Annotated in this window: 21 protein-coding genes, 1 tRNA gene and 3 pseudogenes; 8 read left to right on the top strand and 17 right to left on the bottom strand. The window is 70.5% G+C overall.

Going from position 1 to position 17,874, the window contains the following annotated elements; genetic code table 11:
- The first annotated feature begins 65 nt into the window (after positions 1–65).
- The 4 genes from ACQ86J_RS14550 to ACQ86J_RS14535 all read left to right on the top strand — a co-directional run bounded on the left by ACQ86J_RS14550 (position 66) and on the right by ACQ86J_RS14535 (position 1,589).
- The gene (locus tag ACQ86J_RS14550) at positions 66–410 is read left to right on the top strand and encodes a PAS domain-containing protein (protein WP_431272408.1); all 345 of its coding nucleotides are present in this window, start codon (positions 66–68) and stop codon (positions 408–410) included.
- Between the two features lie 2 nt (positions 411–412).
- The gene (locus ACQ86J_RS14545; protein ID WP_431271649.1) at positions 413–745 is read left to right on the top strand and encodes a PAS domain-containing protein; all 333 of its coding nucleotides are present in this window, start codon (positions 413–415) and stop codon (positions 743–745) included.
- Positions 746–1,098: 353 nt separating this feature from the next.
- Positions 1,099–1,362 carry a hypothetical protein gene (locus ACQ86J_RS14540; protein ID WP_431271648.1) on the top strand — a complete coding sequence of 88 codons (264 nt, stop codon included), beginning with the start codon at positions 1,099–1,101 and terminating at the stop codon, positions 1,360–1,362.
- 23 nt (positions 1,363–1,385) lie between these two features.
- On the top strand, positions 1,386–1,589 hold the full coding sequence (locus tag ACQ86J_RS14535) for an ATP-binding protein (RefSeq protein ID WP_431271647.1): 204 nt from the start codon (positions 1,386–1,388) through the stop codon (positions 1,587–1,589).
- Between the two features lie 124 nt (positions 1,590–1,713).
- On the opposite strand, the pseudogene ACQ86J_RS14530 reads toward ACQ86J_RS14535, so the two are convergent.
- The 8 genes and pseudogenes from ACQ86J_RS14530 to ACQ86J_RS14495 all read right to left on the bottom strand — a co-directional run.
- Positions 1,714–2,012: pseudogene (locus tag ACQ86J_RS14530) on the bottom strand (transposase); the annotation flags it as partial.
- Between the two features lie 140 nt (positions 2,013–2,152).
- A tRNA-Leu gene (locus ACQ86J_RS14525) sits at positions 2,153–2,236 on the bottom strand.
- Positions 2,200–2,961, bottom strand: coding sequence for an NAD(P)-dependent oxidoreductase (locus tag ACQ86J_RS14520; protein ID WP_431271646.1), 762 nt, complete (start codon positions 2,959–2,961; stop codon positions 2,200–2,202). Before ACQ86J_RS14520 ends, ACQ86J_RS14525 begins: the two co-directional genes overlap by 37 nt.
- Positions 2,891–3,283, bottom strand: a complete 393-nt coding sequence (locus tag ACQ86J_RS14515) for a hypothetical protein (RefSeq protein ID WP_431271645.1) — start codon at positions 3,281–3,283, stop codon at positions 2,891–2,893. The genes ACQ86J_RS14520 and ACQ86J_RS14515 overlap by 71 nt, the downstream gene beginning before the upstream one ends.
- Before the next feature lie 120 nt (positions 3,284–3,403).
- Complete coding sequence (locus ACQ86J_RS14510) at positions 3,404–3,580, bottom strand: hypothetical protein (protein ID WP_431271644.1); 177 nt, start codon at positions 3,578–3,580, stop codon at positions 3,404–3,406.
- The gene (locus ACQ86J_RS14505) at positions 3,573–4,010 is read right to left on the bottom strand and encodes an enolase C-terminal domain-like protein (protein WP_431271643.1); all 438 of its coding nucleotides are present in this window, start codon (positions 4,008–4,010) and stop codon (positions 3,573–3,575) included. The genes ACQ86J_RS14510 and ACQ86J_RS14505 overlap by 8 nt, the downstream gene beginning before the upstream one ends.
- Before the next feature lie 85 nt (positions 4,011–4,095).
- A pseudogene (locus ACQ86J_RS14500) lies at positions 4,096–4,224 on the bottom strand (enolase C-terminal domain-like protein); the annotation flags it as partial.
- Complete coding sequence (locus ACQ86J_RS14495) at positions 4,170–4,661, bottom strand: hypothetical protein (protein WP_431271642.1); 492 nt, start codon at positions 4,659–4,661, stop codon at positions 4,170–4,172. The gene ACQ86J_RS14495 and the pseudogene ACQ86J_RS14500, both read right to left, overlap by 55 nt.
- 103 nt (positions 4,662–4,764) lie before the next feature.
- Between ACQ86J_RS14495 and ACQ86J_RS14490 the strand changes: the two genes are divergently transcribed.
- On the top strand, positions 4,765–5,031 hold the full coding sequence (locus ACQ86J_RS14490; RefSeq protein WP_431271641.1) for a hypothetical protein: 267 nt from the start codon (positions 4,765–4,767) through the stop codon (positions 5,029–5,031).
- A 277-nt stretch (positions 5,032–5,308) separates the two neighbouring features.
- Here ACQ86J_RS14490 and ACQ86J_RS14485 read toward each other — a convergent pair whose 3' ends face one another.
- The 5 genes and pseudogenes from ACQ86J_RS14485 to mutS form a co-directional block, all read right to left on the bottom strand.
- Positions 5,309–5,623, bottom strand: coding sequence for a hypothetical protein (locus ACQ86J_RS14485; RefSeq protein WP_431271640.1), 315 nt, complete (start codon positions 5,621–5,623; stop codon positions 5,309–5,311).
- A 51-nt stretch (positions 5,624–5,674) separates the two neighbouring features.
- Positions 5,675–7,267, bottom strand: coding sequence for a [protein-PII] uridylyltransferase (gene glnD, locus ACQ86J_RS14480; RefSeq protein WP_431271639.1), 1,593 nt, complete (start codon positions 7,265–7,267; stop codon positions 5,675–5,677).
- Entirely contained in the window at positions 7,227–8,129 is a 903-nt protein-coding gene (locus ACQ86J_RS14475; RefSeq protein WP_431272407.1) for a hypothetical protein, read from the bottom strand. Before ACQ86J_RS14475 ends, glnD begins: the two co-directional genes overlap by 41 nt.
- Positions 8,018–8,437 (bottom strand): hypothetical protein, encoded by a 420-nt coding sequence (locus ACQ86J_RS14470; RefSeq protein WP_431271638.1) that lies wholly within the window; start codon positions 8,435–8,437, stop codon positions 8,018–8,020. Before ACQ86J_RS14470 ends, ACQ86J_RS14475 begins: the two co-directional genes overlap by 112 nt.
- An 82-nt stretch (positions 8,438–8,519) precedes the next feature.
- Positions 8,520–11,201: pseudogene (mutS, locus tag ACQ86J_RS14465) on the bottom strand (DNA mismatch repair protein MutS).
- Positions 11,202–11,407: 206 nt separating this feature from the next.
- On the opposite strand from mutS, the gene ACQ86J_RS14460 reads away from it, so the two are divergent.
- The 3 genes from ACQ86J_RS14460 to ACQ86J_RS14450 are packed head-to-tail and all read left to right on the top strand — an operon-like array spanning position 11,408 to position 14,611.
- A complete protein-coding gene (locus tag ACQ86J_RS14460; protein ID WP_431271637.1) occupies positions 11,408–13,720 on the top strand; it encodes an NADP-dependent malic enzyme in 2,313 nt (770 codons plus the stop codon).
- Positions 13,721–13,775: 55 nt separating this feature from the next.
- Positions 13,776–14,303 (top strand): DUF488 family protein, encoded by a 528-nt coding sequence (locus tag ACQ86J_RS14455; protein ID WP_431271636.1) that lies wholly within the window; start codon positions 13,776–13,778, stop codon positions 14,301–14,303.
- Positions 14,304–14,317: 14 nt separating this feature from the next.
- Positions 14,318–14,611 carry a hypothetical protein gene (locus tag ACQ86J_RS14450; RefSeq protein WP_431271635.1) on the top strand — a complete coding sequence of 98 codons (294 nt, stop codon included), beginning with the start codon at positions 14,318–14,320 and terminating at the stop codon, positions 14,609–14,611.
- Positions 14,612–14,737: 126 nt separating this feature from the next.
- Here the strand turns inward: ACQ86J_RS14450 and ACQ86J_RS14445 are convergent, their stop codons facing one another.
- The 4 genes from ACQ86J_RS14445 to ACQ86J_RS14430 form a co-directional block, all read right to left on the bottom strand.
- Positions 14,738–15,652: an SAM-dependent methyltransferase gene (locus tag ACQ86J_RS14445; RefSeq protein WP_431271634.1), complete on the bottom strand. Its 915-nt coding sequence runs from the start codon at positions 15,650–15,652 to the stop codon at positions 14,738–14,740.
- On the bottom strand, positions 15,622–15,828 hold the full coding sequence (locus ACQ86J_RS14440; RefSeq protein ID WP_431271633.1) for a hypothetical protein: 207 nt from the start codon (positions 15,826–15,828) through the stop codon (positions 15,622–15,624). The genes ACQ86J_RS14445 and ACQ86J_RS14440 overlap by 31 nt, the downstream gene beginning before the upstream one ends.
- A gap of 85 nt (positions 15,829–15,913) precedes the next feature.
- A complete protein-coding gene (locus ACQ86J_RS14435) occupies positions 15,914–16,891 on the bottom strand; it encodes a Bug family tripartite tricarboxylate transporter substrate binding protein (protein WP_431271632.1) in 978 nt (325 codons plus the stop codon).
- 47 nt (positions 16,892–16,938) lie between these two features.
- Positions 16,939–17,847: an AEC family transporter gene (locus ACQ86J_RS14430; RefSeq protein WP_431271631.1), complete on the bottom strand. Its 909-nt coding sequence runs from the start codon at positions 17,845–17,847 to the stop codon at positions 16,939–16,941.
- Positions 17,848–17,874 lie beyond the last annotated feature (27 nt).

Below are 17,874 nucleotides of genomic sequence, written 5' to 3'. Positions count from 1 at the left end.
TGCGCGGCCTCCCTTTTTCGTCATCACCCTGCTCTTGACGCTCGGCGTTGAAAGCTGCACCCGCGGTGGTGCCCTCCCTGCCGGGTCAGAAGGGTTGCGAGCAGGATGACGCGCCGTCGATCGGCCCAGGAAGATCGGACCTATCGCCTGCTCGTCGAGGCGGTGGTGGACTACGCCATCTACCTCCTCGACCCCGAGGGAATCGCATCAACAGTTGGAACGCGGGCGCGCAGCGAATCAAAGGCTACGCCGCCGACGAGGTCATCGGGCGGCCCTTCGCTATTTTCTTCACCGAGGAGGATCGCCGCGCTCGCCTGCCCGAGGTGGCGGTCGAGACCGCGCGCCGAGATGGTCGATTTGAGGCCGAGGCTGGCGCGTGCGGAAGGATGGGTCCCGCTTCTGGGCGCTAGCGGTGCTCGATGCGGTACGCGACGATACCGGCCAACTTGTCGGTTTCGCCAAGATCACCCGTGACATTACCCCGCGCCACGAGGCGGAGCAGACACTTCGGCAAAGCGAGCGCCGCTTTCGTCTGTTGGTACAAGGGGTTACCGACTACGCCATTTTCATGCTCGACCTCGATGGCCGGGTTGCCGAGTGGAATACCGGGGCGAGGCGGATCAAGGGCTATGAGGCCGAGGAGATCATCGGCCAGCATTTTTCCTGCTTCTACACCGCCGAGGACCGTGCAACCGGTGTACCGGAGGCTGCCCCTGGAGCAGGCCAGGACGACGGGCCGATTTGAGGCCGAGGGCTGGCGGGTACGGAAGGATGGCAATCGGTTCTGGGCAAGCGTGGTGATCGATGCCATCCGCGACGAGATCAGGCACGCTGATTGGCTTCGCCAAGATTACCCGCGACATCACTGAGCGATTTCAGTCGCAACGGTCGATGGAGGAGATGCGGGAACAGATGGCCCAGATGCAAAGGCTGGAGGCCATCCGGCCAGCACGTGGGCGGCATTGCCCACAACTTCACGCAACCTCATCCAGATCGTCCTGAGCGGCATCAGGCTGGCGAGCGCGTCGGCAGGCGATGATAAGGAACTCAGGAACATCCTTGCCGAGATTGGCGCCGCGGCAGAGAAGCGAGGCCGGCTTGACGGAGCACCTGCTGGCTTTCTCGCGCGACCTTCCGACCCGCCCCGAGGTCATCGACACATCCAAGGCGTTGCGCGACGTGGCGGACCTGCTCGGCCGGTCATTCCCCAGCGGCATCCGGATCATCCTTCGCCTAGAAGATGGCCTCTGGCCGATCCGGGTAGACGCGGCGCAGTTCGAACTTGCGCTACTCAATGTCGGGTTGAACGCCCGTGATGCCATGCCGGACGGCGGCGTGCTCGAAATTGAAGCGCGGAATTGACGCTGCACAGCGGCGCAGTGGCCATGACGGGCCGCGTCGTCGCCATTTACCTCCGCGATACAGGCACGGGCATCGCCAAAGACGTGCTTGGGCGTGTATTCGAGCCGTTCTTCACGACCAAGCCTCGGGGCGAAGGCACCGGGTTGGGGCTGAGCCAAGCATACGGTTTTGCGGAGCAGTCAGGCGGAACGGTCAGGATCTCGGAGCGAGCCAGGACGAGGCACTGAGGTGACTTTCCTTCTGCCCGCTGCGGCGAAGGATTCCGCGAACCAAGGTGATTCGGTACGGATGCCGCCCTGACAGGAGGAGTGTCAGGAATTTTGTGTGTGGCCGGTCGGTTGAACGACCCGGTCAGGCCAGGGCTTTGGTGAATCGCTGGCCGAAGAGCATCGCGAACTGGGCCTCGGTCATGACCCATTCGCGGGGCGGCATCCTCCACTCCCGCTCGGTCCTGCTCAAGACGAGATAGAGCAACTTCGGCGCGGCTTCGGCGGTCGGGGAAATTGACGCGGATCCGGACGGCGCTGCGGAGCTTCGGCGTGCAGAGCCTCGATCGCGTTGGTCGTGTACAACATGCGACGCACGTCGTCGGGGAAGGCATGGAGCAGCACCACCTCGGCCCAGGCGCGCCGCCAAGATGAGCCGGTGGCGCCGGCACAAACGCCGGCACAAATCCCGCGAAACTCGCCCCGCAGCCCTCCCTCAGCACGAGGCAGGACATCGCCGTGGAGACGGTGCCGGCCAGAAGGCCTTGATGAGAAAAGGGAAAGCCCCGATCCCTCGGGGGGAATGCCCGCCGGGGGACTCGAACCCCCACACCCTTACGGATTGCGGATTTTAAGTCCGCTGCGTCCTACCGTTCCGCCAGGCGGGCGTATGTGCGCGGCGCAGGCAGCCGCCGCACCAACCCTGATCGCGCTGCGCCGAGGGGGCCAGGATCCCCCTTAATCCTTGCCCGAGGCGTGCCGGGAGGCACGACCCGGAAGGTGCGACGCGTTGGCTTACTTCCCTTCCTTCACGATCCGCCGGCAATGGTCCAGAGCCGCGCCGATCAGGTTGTCCGCTGGCTTCCGGCGTGCGGAAGGCGGCGTGCGAGGTCAGCGTCGCGTTGCGGATGCCGCGCAGCCGGTGGCCGGCCGGCAGCGGCTCCTCGACGAAGACGTCGAGGGCCGCATGGCCCAGCTGCCCGCTCTCGAGCGCATCGCACATCGCCGCCTCGTCCACCACCGCGCCGCGGGCGGTGTTCACCAGGATGGCGCCGCGCTTCATCTGCGCGATGCGGACGGCGGAGAGGAAGCCGCGCGTCTCATCGTTCAGCAGCAGGTGCAGCGACACCGCGTCGCTCTCGGCCAGCAGCCGGTCGAGCGAGGTGAACTCCACCCCCGGCATCGCCTTGGGCGAGCGATTCCAGGCCAGCACCTTCATGCCGATGCCGTTGCAGAGCCGCGCCATCTCGGCGCCGATCCCGCCGGTGCCGATCAGCCCGATGGTCTTGCCGGTCAGCTGCATGCCGACCACGCGCGGCCATTCACTGGCGCGGACCGCCGCATCCATCATCGCGGTCTGCCGCGCCGCGTCCCAAAGCAGGGCGAAGGCCATCTCGGCGACGGCGGTGTCGCCATAGCCCTTGATGATGTGGACCTGGACGCCGAGCGCCTCCAGCTTCCTCGGGGTTCATGTAGCTGCGCGCACCGGTGCCGAGGAAGACGATGTGCTTCAGGTCCGGGCACTGCCGCACGATCTCGGTCGGGAATTGGGTGTGGTCGTCGATGGCGATGCTGTAGCCGGCCAGCAGCCGCGGCAGGTCCGTGGCCGCGATGTCCGGGTCGCGGTGGATGGAGACCGCCGGGTCGCCGGGGCGGAGCAGCCTCTCCGTCACCTCGGCCAGCGAGTCGTTGGCATCGACGAAGAGTGCGCGCATGGCAGTCGGGTCCCCGGTCGTGTGGCGGCGCATGGTAGCGGGCGGCGCGCGCGGGTCCATATGGCGCGAGCGGGATTCCGCGGCCGGGGCGCGCCCGCGGGATCCTCCCCGGGCGTTCCGCTACTCCTCCGGTCCTGGCACGCGGTCGAGAGTGGTCAGGCCGCTGCGGGCGCCCATCGCCTCGTCATAGGTCATGCTGCCGCGGCTGGGACCGCCGGGCAGGCGGATGCCGCTGATGCCCGTGCAGCCGGCCAGCAGCAGCAGCGCCAGCAATGCCGCGACCCGCTGCCTAGGCATCGGCAGCCCAGCGCGCAAGCGCCGCCTCGTCCCATTCGAGGCCGAGGCCCGGCCGCTCCGGCACCTCCGCCATCCCGTCCTGCACCACCAGCGGCGCGCGCAGCGGCGGCCCGGCCACGTCCAGGTGTTCCAGCAGATGCGCCGTCGGCGTCGCCGGCAGCAGCTGCGCGCTGGCCTCGATGAAGATGTGGGAGGACATCGGGATGCGCTTGCCCGCCGCCAGTGCCGCCGCCTGCTGCCAGCCGGTCACCCCGCCGATCTTCATCGCATCCGGCATGCAGAGATCGACCGCGCCGGCGTCCAGAGCGCGCGCCATGCCCTTCGGCCCCCACCAATTCTCGCCGCCCTGCACGGGGATGCGCAGCTGCCCGCGTAGCGCGGCGAGGCCGGCATCGTCGTCCACCGGCAAGGGCTCCTCCAGCCAGCGCACGCCGAGCTCTCTGCAGCGCGAGGCCGCGCCGCTCCGCCTCCGGCCGGGTCAGGCCCTGGTTGTAGTCGACGAGGATATCGACTTCCTCGCCGACCGCGGCGCGGACGGCGCGCACGGTATCGAGGTCGTCCTCCAGCCTCGGCTGGCCCAGCTTGAACTTCACCACCCGGGCGCCGAGCGTGGCGACCGCGTGGCCCGCCTCCTCCGCCAGCATCGCCGCCGCCCCAACCGCGCAGTGAGGCATAGACCGGCAGTGCGCGGGGCTCCGCCCCCAGCAGCCGGCAGAGCGGCTGCCCCGCCGCCCGCGCCAGCCGAATCCCACAGCGCCATGTCGAGGCAGGAGAGCGCGATCTGCATCAGCCCCTCTGTGCCGAGGATACGATAGGCGTTGTGCAGCTCCGCCCAGAGCGTCGCCGGCGCGACCTCCCGCCCCGTCAGCCCCGCGCCGATGTTGCGCACCAGCGCCGCCGTCGCGCCGAGCGCCACCGGGGTATAGGGGAAGACATAGGCATTGCCGCTGACGCCCTGGTGCGTCCGCACCTCGGCAATCACCAGCGGGGCGCGCGGGATCACGTTCAGGCTGTTGCGCAGCGGCGGGTCGAGCGGCGCGTCCACCGCGTGGACGGCGACCTCCTGGATGGTCAGGCGCATTGGCGTTTCCCCGTGTTCGGACGGATGGTGCCGGGCCGCATGGCCCCGGGCAACCATGCAGCCGCCCGGCGCGTCTGGCTTCGACGACCGTCAGGAGGACGCCATGGCGCAGCAGAACCGGGAACCGCCCGAGCCCGCCCATGATCCCAGAGACCCCGGCTACCACGACCCCGGCGATGCGGTGCCGGAGGGCATCCCCGGCCCCGGCAGCAATGTCGGCGACGACGCCAGGAGCATCGAGTCCCGGCCCGCCCGCGATCCCGGCGATGCGGTGCCGGAGGGCGTCGCCCCGGCCAAGCCGGTGCCCCTGACCGAGCACGACAGGCAGGTGAAGCGGCAGCTGGAGGATATGCCGAAGCGCGGCGGGTAAGTGCGCCGTGGGTTCGCCTGATCCGCCGGAGCGTACCATGATTGGGACAGGTTCAGGCGGCCAGGCGTTCATGCCCGGCCGCCATCCGCGCTAGCTGCCCTTCGAGCCACCCCGGCTGCCCGGCGGCCGCTCGATCGGCAGGACGCCGCCGGCGCCGCCGCTCGGCGGGACCGGCTGCAGCACCGGCAGGCCTCGCGTCTCGCTCGGGCCGCGCGCCGGTGCGGTGTCGCAGGCCGCCAGCGACAGGGCGGCGGCCAGGGCGACGCAAAGGTGCGGGTCATTCGCGCGGCAGGCCGGGCGCGTCGCGGCTGCCGCCGCCGGTCGCCTTGTCCTCCGCCTGGCCCGCGGCCTGCGGCCCGCTGTCGTCCGGCTTGTCGTCCTTGACCTTGATGTTCACCGGGCCTCCAGGTGCCGCTGCGTCCTTGCGGTTCACCTCCTGCTCACGGTCGGATTTCGGGTATTGCGCTTCCGGCCGCTTGTCGCGCGGGACCGGCTCGGGGCCCGCTGGCCCGTCATGGCCGGCGGTGGTCAGCTCGTAATCCTCGCCCGGGTTCTTAGACTGGTCGGGGCGCATGTTTGGTTTGTCGGGCACGGGCTTGCTCCGGGGTTGTCCCCCGGTGCAACGCGCCAGGTCAGCCGGCGATCATGCCCTTTCGGCAGCCGCACGCGGGGCCGGCAGGATGGCGCCGCCACCGTCGCCGGGCGGTGCCAGCGCCGCCTCCATCGCCACCCGCAGCGCGCCCGGCTTGCGGTCGTTCTCGACCTTCAGGCCGAAGACGTCCTTGACGTAGAAGACGTCCACTGCCCGCACGCCATAGGTGGTGATGTGGGCGGAGGCGATCTGCAGCCCCTGGTCGCTGATCGCGGCGGTCACGTCGTGCAGCAGGCCGGGCCGGTCGCGGCCATTCACCTCGATGACTGTATGGGTGTTCGACGCATGGTTGTCGAAGACCACCCGCGGCGGCACGGTGACGGCGCGCAGCCGGGCGGGCTCGCGCCGCACCTTCCTGATTTCGTCCCGCAGCCGCAGCCGGCCGGACAGGGATTGCTCGATCAGCACGGCAAGCCGGGCCAGCCGGTGCGGCGCGTCGAAGGCGCCGCCCATGGCGTCCTGCACCCAGAAGGTGTCCAACGCCATGCCGTTGGTCAGGGTGTGGATGCGGGCATCGACGATGCTGGCGCCGGCGACGGCAAGGGCGCCTGCGATGCGGCTGAACAGGCCGGGATGATCGGCGGCATAGACGGTGATCTCGGTCACTGCGCGGGATTCCAGCACGCGGGTGCGGACCGTCAGCGGCGCTTTGGTCGCCTCCGCTTCCCGGATCAGCGCGGCGTGCCGGGCATGCGTCTCGGCATCGAAGGAAAGCCAGTAGCCGGGATAGCCGAGCGAGAGGAATTTGTCGCGGTCCATGTTCGACCAGCCGGCCAGCATCGCCGCCGCGGCGTCGCGGGCGCGGGCGACGCGCACGTCGCGCTCCGGCACGGACAGGCCGCCGGCCAGGACTTCCGCCACACGCCAGTAGACCTCGCGCAGCAGGGTCGCCTTCCAGCCGTTCCAGACCTTGGGGCCCACCGCCCGCATGTCGCAGACCGTCAGCACCAGCAGCAGCCGCAGCCGTTCCGGCGACTGCACCAGGTCGGCGATGTCGAGGATGGTCTTCGGATCCTCGATGTCGCGCTTGAAGGCGGTCTGGCTGACCAGCAGGTGGTGCAGCACCAGCCAGGAGACTGTCTCGGTCTCCTCTGGCGTCAGGCCGATCTTCGGGCCGAGTTCCGTTGCGATGCGGGCGCCGAGTTCCGAATGGTCGCCGCCGCGGCCCTTGGCGATGTCATGCAGTAGCGTCGCGACATAGAGGGCGCGGCGCGACTGCAGCTGGCCGACCAGCTCGGTCGCCACCGGCGCCGCCTCGGTCAGGTCGCCCCGCTCGACCTGCTGCAGCACGCCGATCGCCTCGATCGTGTGTTCGTCCACCGTGTAGACATGGTAGGTGTCGAACTGCATCAGCCCGACGATACGGGCCCAGTCCGGGATGAAGCGGGAGAGGAACCCCGTCTCGTTCATCAGGCGCAGCCAGGTCGCGGCGTCGCGGCCGGTCAGCAGGTCAAGGAAAAGGCTATTCGCCTCCTCCGTACCGCGGATGCTGGTGGCGTGGTGGGCGTTGCGGATCAGCGCCCGGATGGCGAGCGGGTGGATCTCAAGCTTGCGGTCCCGCGCCGCCTTGAGGATCCGCAGCATCAGAATCGGCTCGCGGGAGAAATCGCGGTTCGGCGGCGCCGCAACCGAGCTTGCCGTCGGCGAAGGCGAGGCCCGCCTCGGCCAGCGCCGCATCGCCGTGACGGCGGGTGGCGGGCGGGCCGAGCGCGGCACGCTCGATGGCCGGCTCCAACACCCGGGTCAGCCGCAGCACGTCGCGCACCGTCAGGAACAGGTGCTTCATGAAACGCTCGACGCCGTCCTGCCTTCCGCGCGGCGTGTAGCCCATGCGGGCGCCGACCACGGGTTGGAAGTCGAAGGTCAGCCGGTCCTCGGCCCGTCCGGCGACGTAGTGCAGGTGGAAGCGGACGGTCCAAAGGAAGTCCCAGGACCTGCGGATGGCGCGCGCCTCGTGCTCGCTCAGCAGACCGCCGCCGGGGCTCTCCGGCCCGACCAGGTCAGGCATCCGCTGGGTGCCGAAGGCGTATCGGGCCAGCCAGTAGAGGGTCTGCAGGTCGCGCAGCCCGCCGCGGCCTTCCTTGATGTTCGGCTCGACCAGGTAAGGGCTGTCGCCGTAGCGGGCATGCCGCCCCGCGCGTTCCGCCCGCTTGGCGGCGAGGAAGGAGCCGAGGCCGCGCTGCTGCCTGGTGCGGCTGAAAACCTCGGCGAAGCGTTCGAAGACCGGCTTCTCCCCGGCCAGGAAGCGGGCATCGACCAGGGCGGTCAGGATGGTCGCATCTTTGGCGCTCTCGTCCATGCAGTCGCGGATCGAGCGCGTGGCATGCCCGACCTTCAGCCCGAGGTCCCAGAGGAGGTAGAGCACGAACTCCACCACCCGCTGCGACCGCGGCCCGGCCGCCTGGTCGGTGAGGAAGAGCAGGTCGATATCGGAATAGGGTGCCAGGACGCCGCGGCCATAGCCGCCGGTGGCGACCAGGGCGAAAGGTGGCTCGTTCGCCTCGGCCGCGCCACGGGCGGCACCATCGCCAAGGCGTAACGATGGATTGCGGTCATCAGCCCGTCGCTCAGCGCCGCCAGCCAGCGGGCGGCGGCGAGGCCGGACAGCTCATGCGCCTCGAACCCGTCCTGCACGGTGGACTGGATGCGGCCAAGGTGACGCCGCAGCAGGTCCAGCGCGTCTTCCCGCCGGATCGGGCCACCGCCGGCTTCGCCGGTGAGCTCGGCGATCAGGTCGGGAATGACGGTCGGCATCTCGGCCAGCGCCGGGTGGCGCTGGGCATTGGCCCGGCGGGGAAAGCGGCGGCTGCGGTCATTCCCGCCAGAGTAACCTTAGTCAGCCGCCGGGGACAGCACCAACCAATAGGCTTTTCAGCCGATACAGCGCCTCCTGCGCCTCCCGGGGGGAGAGTGCGTCGGGGTCGAGCGCCGCCAGCGCATCGAGCGCCGGGTTGACGCCGGGAGCCGGAGGCCCGGGGGACGCCGCCGGCCGGGCGAACAGGGGCAGCTCGTCCGAGAGCGGGTCGAGCCCGCGGGCGCGCTCCTCCAGCGAGGCAAGGACCTGCGCCGCCCGGGCCAGAACGGCGCGCGGCACCCCGGCCAGCTTCGCCACATGCAAGCCCCAGCTGCGTTCCGCCGTCCCGGGGCCGACGGCGTGCAGGAAGACGACCTCCCCTTCCATTCGCGGACCCGCATGGTCGCCGGTGTCATCTCCGGCAGCTTGCCGGCCAGCGCGGTCAACTCGTGGAAATGGGTGGCGAAGATGGTGCGGCAGCGGGTGCGGTCGTGCAGCGCCTCGAGCGCCGCCCAGGCGATCGCCAGCCCGTCCCAGGTCGCGGTGCCGCGGCCGACCTCGTCCAACACCACCAGGGACCGCGGCCCGGCGAGGTTCAGGATGGCGGCGGTCTCCGCCATCTCGACCATGAAGGTCGAGCGCCCGCCGGCCAGGTCGTCCGAGGCCCCGACGCGGGAAAACAGGCGGTCCACCAAGCCAAGCCGGGCGCTCTCGGCGGGCACGAAGAGCCCGGCTTGGGCGAGGACCACGAGCAGGGCGTTCTGCCGGAGGAAGGTGGACTTGCCCGCCATGTTCGGGCCGGTAAGCAGGCAGATCCGCCGCCCCGGCGAGAGGTCGCAATCGTTTGGCACGAAGGCCGGGCCCTTGTTGCGGGCCAGCGCCGCGGCGACCACCGGATGGCGGCCGGCGGTGATGCAGAAATCCGCCCGCCCCGTCAGCTCCGGCCGGCACCAGCCGCCCTCGGCCGCCAGCTCCGCGGCGGCGGCATGGAGGTCGATCTCGGCCAGCGCCTCTGCCGCCGCGGTGATGCCGGGTGCGGCGGACAGGCAGAGGCCGCGCAGGTGCCGGGCGATGGCCTTCTCGCGCCGCGCTGCCTCCTCGGCCGCCTCGGACAGCCGGCGGTCGAGCGCGGCAAGCGCCGCACAGGTGAAGCGGACGCCATTGGCCATGGTCTGGCGGTGGATCGGGGCGTAGTCGCCGATGGCTTCCGCCGGCGGGCTGCGCAGCAGCGTCTCGGCCGGGGCTGCCGGGAGCTCGGCCAGATAGCCGAATTGCTGGTGGTGGCGGACCTTCAGGCTGGCAACGCCCCAGGCCTGGGCGAGGTCGAGCTGCAGCGCGGCGATGGCGCCGCGGGCATCGTCGCGCAGCCGGCGCAGCCCGTCGAGCTGGGCATCATAGCCCGGCGCCACGATCCCCGGATCGTCGAGCCGCGCGGGCAGGGTCTCGGCCAGCGCGCGGCCGAGCTTGGCGCGCCGGGTCCTGGGCCGGGCGCAACGCCCGGGCGCTCCCGGCCAGCACGGGCGGGATGGCGGCCAGTCCCTCCGGCCGCTCCAGCGCCGCGGCGATGATGGCGGCGCGACCGAGACCATCGCGGATTGCGGCCAAGTCGCGCGGGGCAAAGCGGTCGAGCGCCAGACGGCCGAGGGCGCGTGCCATGTCCGGCGCGCCCTTCAGTGCGGCGCGGATCCGCGCCCGCAGCGCCGGATCGGTCAGCAGGGCGGCGACCGCGTCGTGCCGGGCCGCGATCGGCTCCGGCTCGGCCAACGGGCAGCCGAGCCGGTCGGCCAGCAGCCGGGCGCCGGCCGCCGTCACGGTGCGGTCGACGGCGGCGAGCAGGCAGTCCCGGGTGCCACCGCGCTCGCTCCGCAGGATTTCCAGGCTGCGGCGCGTCGCGGCATCCATCTGCAGCACGCCACGACCGCCCCTTGGTACCGGGCGCGACAGGTGGGGCAGGGCCCGGCCAGCCTCGCCTTTCTGCGTGGCGCGGACGTAGTCGAGCGCCATGGCGGCGGCGGCGGCCTCGGCGCCGGAGAAGCTGCCGAAGCCTTCCAGCGTCGCAACGCCATAGGCCTCGGCCAGGCGGCGGGCGCCGTCGCGCGGCACGCCTGCCTCGACCGCGCCGGGATGGGCGAGGCTCGCCGGAGCCAGCACCTCGGCCGGGTCCAGCCGGGCCAGCAGGGCGGGCAGGTCCTCGGGCGCCAGCGCCTCGGTCTCGAAGGCGCCGGTCGAGAGGTCGAGCCAAGCGGCGCCGAGCCGGCCCTCGTCCTTGTCTCCCGAGGGGGCGAGGGCCAGCAGCCAGGCCGGGCGCGAGGCCTCCAGCAGCGTCTCCTCGGTCACCGTGCCCGGGGTGACCAGCCGCACCACCTCCCGCCGCACCGCCGGGGCCTTTCGGCGCTTGGCCTCCTCCGGCGTCTCCATCTGCTCGGCGATCGCCACGCGGAAGCCGCGCCGGATCAGTCGTGCCAGGTAGCTTTCATGGCTGTGCGCCGGCACGCCGCACATCGGCACCTTCATGCCCTGGTGCTCGCCCCGGTAGGTCAGCGCGATGTCGAGCGCTTCCGCCGCCGCTTCGGCATCGGCGAAGAACATCTCGAAGAAGTCGCCCATGCGGAAGAACAGGATCGCGTCGGGATGCGCCGACTTCAGCGCGAACCACTGCGCGATGGCAGGGGAGGCGCCTTCGGCGGTCGGCACGCGGGCAACGGGATCGGAGACCTGGTCCATGCCGGTCTGTAACCCGATCCCGCGACCGAAGGCAGCCCCGCCCTGGCCCGGGTGACGATCGCACGACCGTTGTTTTTCCGCGACCGGACTTCGCAGCCGCGAAGCCACCGCCTTCACGGCAGGGCTTGCGGCTGCGTAAATGGCGGCAAGGGAGGGGAGGCCGGCAACAAGGCCCCCTCAAGCGGCGAGCGAAGGGACCAGTGCAGATGGATGACCAATCGATGGCCGGACTTGCCGGCTCCCTCGCCGATGGCCGCACCGCCCGCGTCACGCCCGAGGAAGCGCTGGCGCTGCACGCCGAAGGCCGGCCGGGCAAGCTGGAGATCCGGCTCACCAAGCCGCTGATCACCGCGCGCGACCTGTCGCTGGCCTATTCGCCCGGCGTCGCCGAGCCCTGCCTGCACATCGCCCGCGACAAGGCGCTGGCTTACGACTACACGGCCAAGGGCAATTTCGTCGCGGTCATCTCCAACGGCACCGCGGTGCTCGGCCTCGGCAATCTCGGCGCGCTGGCCTCGAAGCCGGTGATGGAGGGCAAGGTCGCGCTGTTCAAGCGCTTCGCCGATGTCGACGGCATGGATCTCTGCATCGACACCGAGGACGCCGACGCCTTCGTCAACGCGGTGCGCTACCTCGGGCCCAGCTTCGGCGGGATCAACCTCGAGGACATCAAGGCACCGGAATGCTTCATCATCGAGCAGCGCCTGCGCGAGCTGATGGACATCCCGGTCTTCCACGATGACCAGCACGGCACCGCCATCGTCGCCGCCGCCGGCCTCATCAACGCGGCGCACCTGACCGGGCGCGACCTGGCCGAGACGAAGCTTGTCATCAACGGCGCCGGCGCCGCCGCGGTCGCCTGCGCCGAGCTGCTGCGGGCCATGGGCATGCGGCCCGAGAACATCATCATGTGCGACACCAAGGGCGTGCTCTGGCGAGGCCGCACCGAGGGCATGAACCAGTGGAAGTCGGCCCATGCGGTCGAGACCCGCGCCCGCACCCTGACCGAGGCGCTGGCCGGCGCCGACGTCTTCTTCGGCCTTTCGGCCAAGGGCGCGGTGACCCAGGACATGGTCCGGGCCATGGCCGACAAGCCGATCATCTTCGCCATGGCCAACCCCGACCCGGAGATCACGCCGGAGGAAGCCAAGTCGGTCCGGCCGGACTGCATCATCGCCACCGGCCGGTCGGACTACCCGAACCAGGTCAACAATGTGCTCGGCTTCCCCTTCATCTTCCGCGGCGCGCTCGATGTCCGGGCCAGCACCATCAACGACGCGATGAAGATCGCCGCAGCCCGGGCGCTGGCGCTGCTGGCGCGGGAGGACGTGCCGGAGGAGGTGAACACCGCCGGCGCCGGCAAGTCGCTGCGCTACGGGCCGGAATACATCATCCCAAACGCCTTCGACCCGCGGCTGATCAGCCGCGTGCCGGTGGCGGTCGCCAAGGCGGCTGTCGACAGCGGCGTCGCCCGCCGGCCGATCACCGACCTGCCGCGCTACGCCCGCAGCCTGACCGGGCGGCTGGATGCGACGGCCAATGCGCTGGAGCTGATCACCGAGCGGGTACGGGCCAACCCGCGCACCGTCGTCTTCGCCGAGGGCGAGGAGGAGAAGGTGATCCGCGCCGCCATCGCCTTCCACAACGCGGGCTACGGCACCGCGGTGCTGGTCGGCCGGGAGGACCGGATCCAGGCGACGATGCGAGCCATCGGCGTGCCGCTGCCGGAGGGGATCGTGATCCGCAACGCCCGAAATTCCGACAGCAACCGCCGCTACGCCGAATATCTCTATGCCAAGCAGCAGCGGCAGGGCTTCCTGTTCCGCGACTGCCAGCGCCTGGTGAACCAGGACCGCAACGTCTTCGCCGCCTGCATGGTGGCGATGGGTGATGCGGATGCCATCGTCACAGGCGTGACCCGCAGCTATGCGGTGGCGCTTGAGGGCATCACCTCGGTCATCGATCCGGCGCCGGGCGGCATCATGTTCGGCCTCACCCTATTGCTGGCCCGCGTCTCCGGCACCGTCTTCGTTGCCGACACGGCGATCCACGAACGCCCGGACGCGGCGACCCTGGCCGAGATCGCCATCCAGTCCGCCGCCGCGGCGCGCCGGCTGGGACACGAGCCGCGCGTGGCCTTCCTGTCCTTCTCGACCTTCGGCGACCCCAAGGGCTCGATTCCTGGCAGCATCCGGGAGGCGGTGAAGCTGCTGGACCAGCGGCAGGTGGATTTCGAGTATGACGGGGAGATGTCGGCCGACGTGGCGCTGGATCCGGCGCTGCGGGCCCATCTGTATCCCTTCTGCCGGCTGACCGGCGCGGCCAATGTGCTGGTGATGCCGGGTCTGCATGCCGCGCATATCCTGACCAAGTCGGTCCCCCGCCTGACCAGCGGCACGGCGATCGGGCCGCTGCTGATGGGGCTGTCGAAGCCGGTGCAGATCGTCCCGGTCGATGCCAGCGTCACCCAGCTGCTCGATATGGCGTGCCTTGCGGCGCATGCGGCGATTGCCAGGTGACCGCGTCCGATCGTCCCGGTCCGCCTTGCGGCCCGGGGCCTGATTCGGCCGCGCGGTGACGATATCCGATCGTGCCGGGCCGGCTTCCGGCCCGGGGCGTGAGCCGGCCGCTTCCACCCAACTGGAGCGGCCTCTCTTCACCATCGGCTATGAGGGAGCGACGCCGGACCGGCTGATCGAGACCCTGCGGGAGGCCGGCGTCACCACGCTGGTCGATGTGCGGGAACTACCGAACAGCCGCCGTCCCGGCTTCGCCAAGCGGGCGCTGTCCGAGGCGCTGGGGCGCGCCGGCATCGACTATCGCCATGTCCGCGCGCTCGGCACCCCGCCGGAAGGCCGCGCCGCGGCGAAGGCTGGCCGCACCGGCGAGATGAAGCGCATCTTCGCCGTCAGGCTGGCCGGAACCGAGGCACAGGCGGCGGTCGCCGCGCTTGCGGCTGAGGCGCGCGAGGGGCGGGTCTGCCTGCTCTGCCTCGAAGCCGATCCGGCGCAGTGCCACCGCAGCCTGGTGGCCGAAGCTGTTGCAAGCCCGGGCGATATCGCCATTGTCCATCTGCATGCGGCCGGCGCTCTCCCGGCCTGACGACGGGGGACCCGATGCCGCTCAGCCTGATCCTGCACGATCTCTCCGCCCTCGCGCCGGATGAAGAGAAACGCTTCTTCGAATCGATTTTTCAGATCGCGCCGGAGCACTGGCAGGTCTCGAAAGGTGCGACTCTCGCAGAAACCGGTGTCTCCCCCGCCTATCTGCGTGACCACCTGATCCGCACCCTGCCGGCAGCAATGCGAGAGGCGACGCAGTTGCTGGTCACCCATGTCTCCGCCGATGCCGCCTGGAACGCCCTGCCGGCCGCGGGCGAGCGATGGGTGCGGGATGCGCTGGCACCCTGAATGCCGCCCGGACCTGTTCTCTCGAAAATGTGAAAATCAGGTTTGCGGTCGACGACCGCGCATGTAGCGGCGTTCCGGCCGGTAGAGCACCCAGTGGCGAAGGCGGTCTCAGCAAGTGCTGCAGCATCAGCGGCGCTTTCGGATAGCCTGGTTGGATCCCCGTATGACGCCATCGGATTGTGGGCGGCTTACGGCCTTCCCTGCCCCGCGATCACCACGATTCCTGACCGAGGTCGCCGGATGGCCCGCGATCGAAAGCCGGAGATGCGGCGGCGAGAGATGGCCGAGCGGCACCCGCCCCTCCTCGAAGGGTGGGATATCGACGAACTGGTCCATGATGGCCGGCGGATGCGTGTGATCGAGTGGCAGCATCCGGTGCCCCTGCGCGGCGAGCCTCGTGGCCAGCGCCTCCAGGTGCTTGCGCTGGAACAGCACGGTATTGCCCTGGGAGAGGGTCTCCCCGTCTCGTCCAGGTTCAGCTTCGTCGTGTGCACCGCGATGCCGCCCGGCTTCAGGCAGCGCATCGCCGAACTCGACGAAGGCCAGCCCGCGCTCATGCGAGCCGAGGTGTTCCATCGCGCAGGCCGACCATACGATGTCGCGGCTGCCGTCCTGCAATGCCGGGGGCAGATCGGCCATGTCGGCGGTGCGGAAATCGACCAGCCGGTCGAATTCGGCGCGCTCCGCCAGATGCGGGCGGAACAGCGGGTCGGTGTCGCGGCCATGCTGGCCGGTCCTGATCCAATCCTCGGCACGGGCATCCTCGGCCGCCAGGTCGGTTGCCAGCACAGCGACCCCGCGTGAGGCGAGGATGGCCGGCAGCGGTTCCTGCCCCACCGCAAATCCGAGCGCGCGGCGGCCCGGCTCCATGACGCCCTGTTCCCACAGCACCTGGAGGATAAAGCAGTCCTCCCAGAGCTTGCGGTGGTAGAAGGGCGTGGTGCCGAGGGCGCGGCACCAGTGGCGGACCCAGTCGCTTTCGATATCGGTCTGCCGGCAGGTCCGGCTGGTCAGGCCGAGGGGCGCTGGCGCCTCCGGCAAGGGACATGCGGGCCGGCGAGGCCGGCCGCGTAGTGGCGCTGGGCCAGGTCGGCGCCCAGCACCTTCACCGTCCAGCGGAGCATCTCCATCTCGCGGTTCTGCCGCTGCAGCCATTCGCCGGGCGGCGTCAGGTTGCTCCGGCGGCGGGCGAGCGAGCGGAAGAGGTGGAAGGGCATGCGGCAGGATGTGCCGCATGGGGATTAACAACTCAATGCATAGGTAGCGGCACGGACATCCATCGGCTGGCGGCGTGAGACGGCCTCACCCGTCCAGCCGGATACCCAGCTCACGGATCAGCGGCCGCCACTCGGCATTCTCCCGCGCGACGAAGCCCTGGAATTCCGCCGGGCTCCAGGGCGCGCTCTCGATCCCGAGCCCCTTAAAGCGGTCCTGCACGTCTGGCGCGCCGACGCCGGCCTTCAGTGCCTCGGCCAGCTTTGCCACCAGCGGCGCCGGCACCGTGGCCGGCACGCTCATACCCTGCCAACCATAGGCGATGGCCTTGTCGAAGCCGAGCTCGCGCAGCGTCGGTACCTCCGGCGCGCGCGGGCTGCGGGCTTCGGAGAAGACGCAGAGGGTCTTCACCTTGGCCCCAGTAATGAAGGGAATGCCGGTGGCGCAATCGATGACCACGCTGTCCACATTGCCGGCCAGCAGGTCCTGCATCGCCGCGGGGCCGCCGCGATAAGGCACGTGCGTCGCTTCCAGCCCGGTGCGGCGCTTGACCATCTCCATCGCCAGGTGGTGCGGCGAGGCGACGGCTGGCGAGCCGTAGTTCGGCGCCTTCAGCTTCGACTGCGCGACGAAATCGGCGAAGTCCTTCGCCGGATGGTCCGGCCGCACCACGATGAACAGCGGGAAGCGGCCGATGAAGCCGACGCCCTGCAGGTCCCGGTCCGGGTCGAAGGGCAGCCGGGCATAGAGCGCCGGATTGTAGACCAGGATGCCGTTGTCGACATGCAGCAGGGTATAGCCGTCCGGCGCGCTGCGGACGACCGCGTCGCTGGCGACCACGGCGCCGCCGCCGGGGCGATTCCCGACCACCACGTTCTGGCCGAGCGTGCCGGCCATGTGGCTGCCGATCAGCCGGGCGAAGGTGTCGCTGGCACCGCCCGGCGGGTAGCCGACAATCCAGCGCAGCGGCCGATCCGGCCAAACCTGGGCCCGCGCACCTCGTCGACCCGGCCAGCGCTGCCGTCCCAATCCCCGCCAAAACCCTGCGCCGTCCCAGCATGGCATCCGCTCCGCTCTCGCCCCAGGCATCTACCGGAAACATAGGGGTTTCGTCACGACCCCAGCAGCAGGATCCAGAGCGGCAGGGTGAGGATCGACGCCAGGTGCTCCAGCGTGGTCAGCGCCGCCATCAGCGGCGCGTCGCCGCCCATGGCCCGGGCCATCACGTAGCTGGTCGTCGCCGTCGGCAGCGCCATGAAGACCAGCGCAGCCGAGAGCGCCAGCGGCTCAAGCCCCAGAGCCCGGCCGAGCAGCAGTACCATGGCCGGCACCAGCACCAGCTTGATGACGCAAGTCGCCAGTTGCAGCGGCAGCCGGTCCCGCATCGCGCCCAGCGAGAGGGCGGCGCCGACACAAAGCAGGCCGAGCGCGACCGAGGCCTGGCCGAGTGAGCGCGCCAGCGGCGCGATACCGGGCGGCAGCCCGCCGGTCAGCGAGATGGCGAAGCCGGCCAGGCAGGCCAGCAGCAGCGGGTTCAGCGCCAGTTGCCGCGCCGCCCGCCATGGCGAGACACCGCGGCCGCCGAGGGCGAAGACCAGCGTGGTCATCAGCTGGACAAAGGGCACGATCAGCCCGGTGGCAACTGCGCCGAGCGAAGTGCCGGCAGTGCCGAACAGCCCCGCCATAACGGCGAAGCCCATCAGGTTGTTGAAGCGGATGCCGCCCTGAAAGACCGAGGTCCTCGCCGGGTGGTCGATCCCCGCGGCCCAGGCCAGGGCAAGGCTGAGCCCCGCCCCGCCGAGCAGCGCCAGCCGGATGGCGATGGCCATCCCGCCGATCGGCAGCGCCGCCAGGTCGACCGCGGCGATGGCCGAACACAGCAGCGCCGGCATCAGCACCCAGAAGACCAGCCGCTCGATCCCCGCCCAGACGGTGTCGTCTCGCAGCAGGTACCGGCGCAGCAGGGCGCCGAGCAGCAGCAGGCCGAAGGGCGGCACAAAGACGTCGAGGTAGAGGATCAAGGTTCCGGGCCGCGCTGCTGGGGCGAT

Source organism: Dankookia sp. P2 (genome assembly GCF_050632255.1).
Lineage (GTDB): Bacteria > Pseudomonadota > Alphaproteobacteria > Acetobacterales > Acetobacteraceae > Paracraurococcus.
Note: the sequence above shows the minus strand (reverse complement) of the source record. Positions and strands in the feature narration are given on the sequence as shown.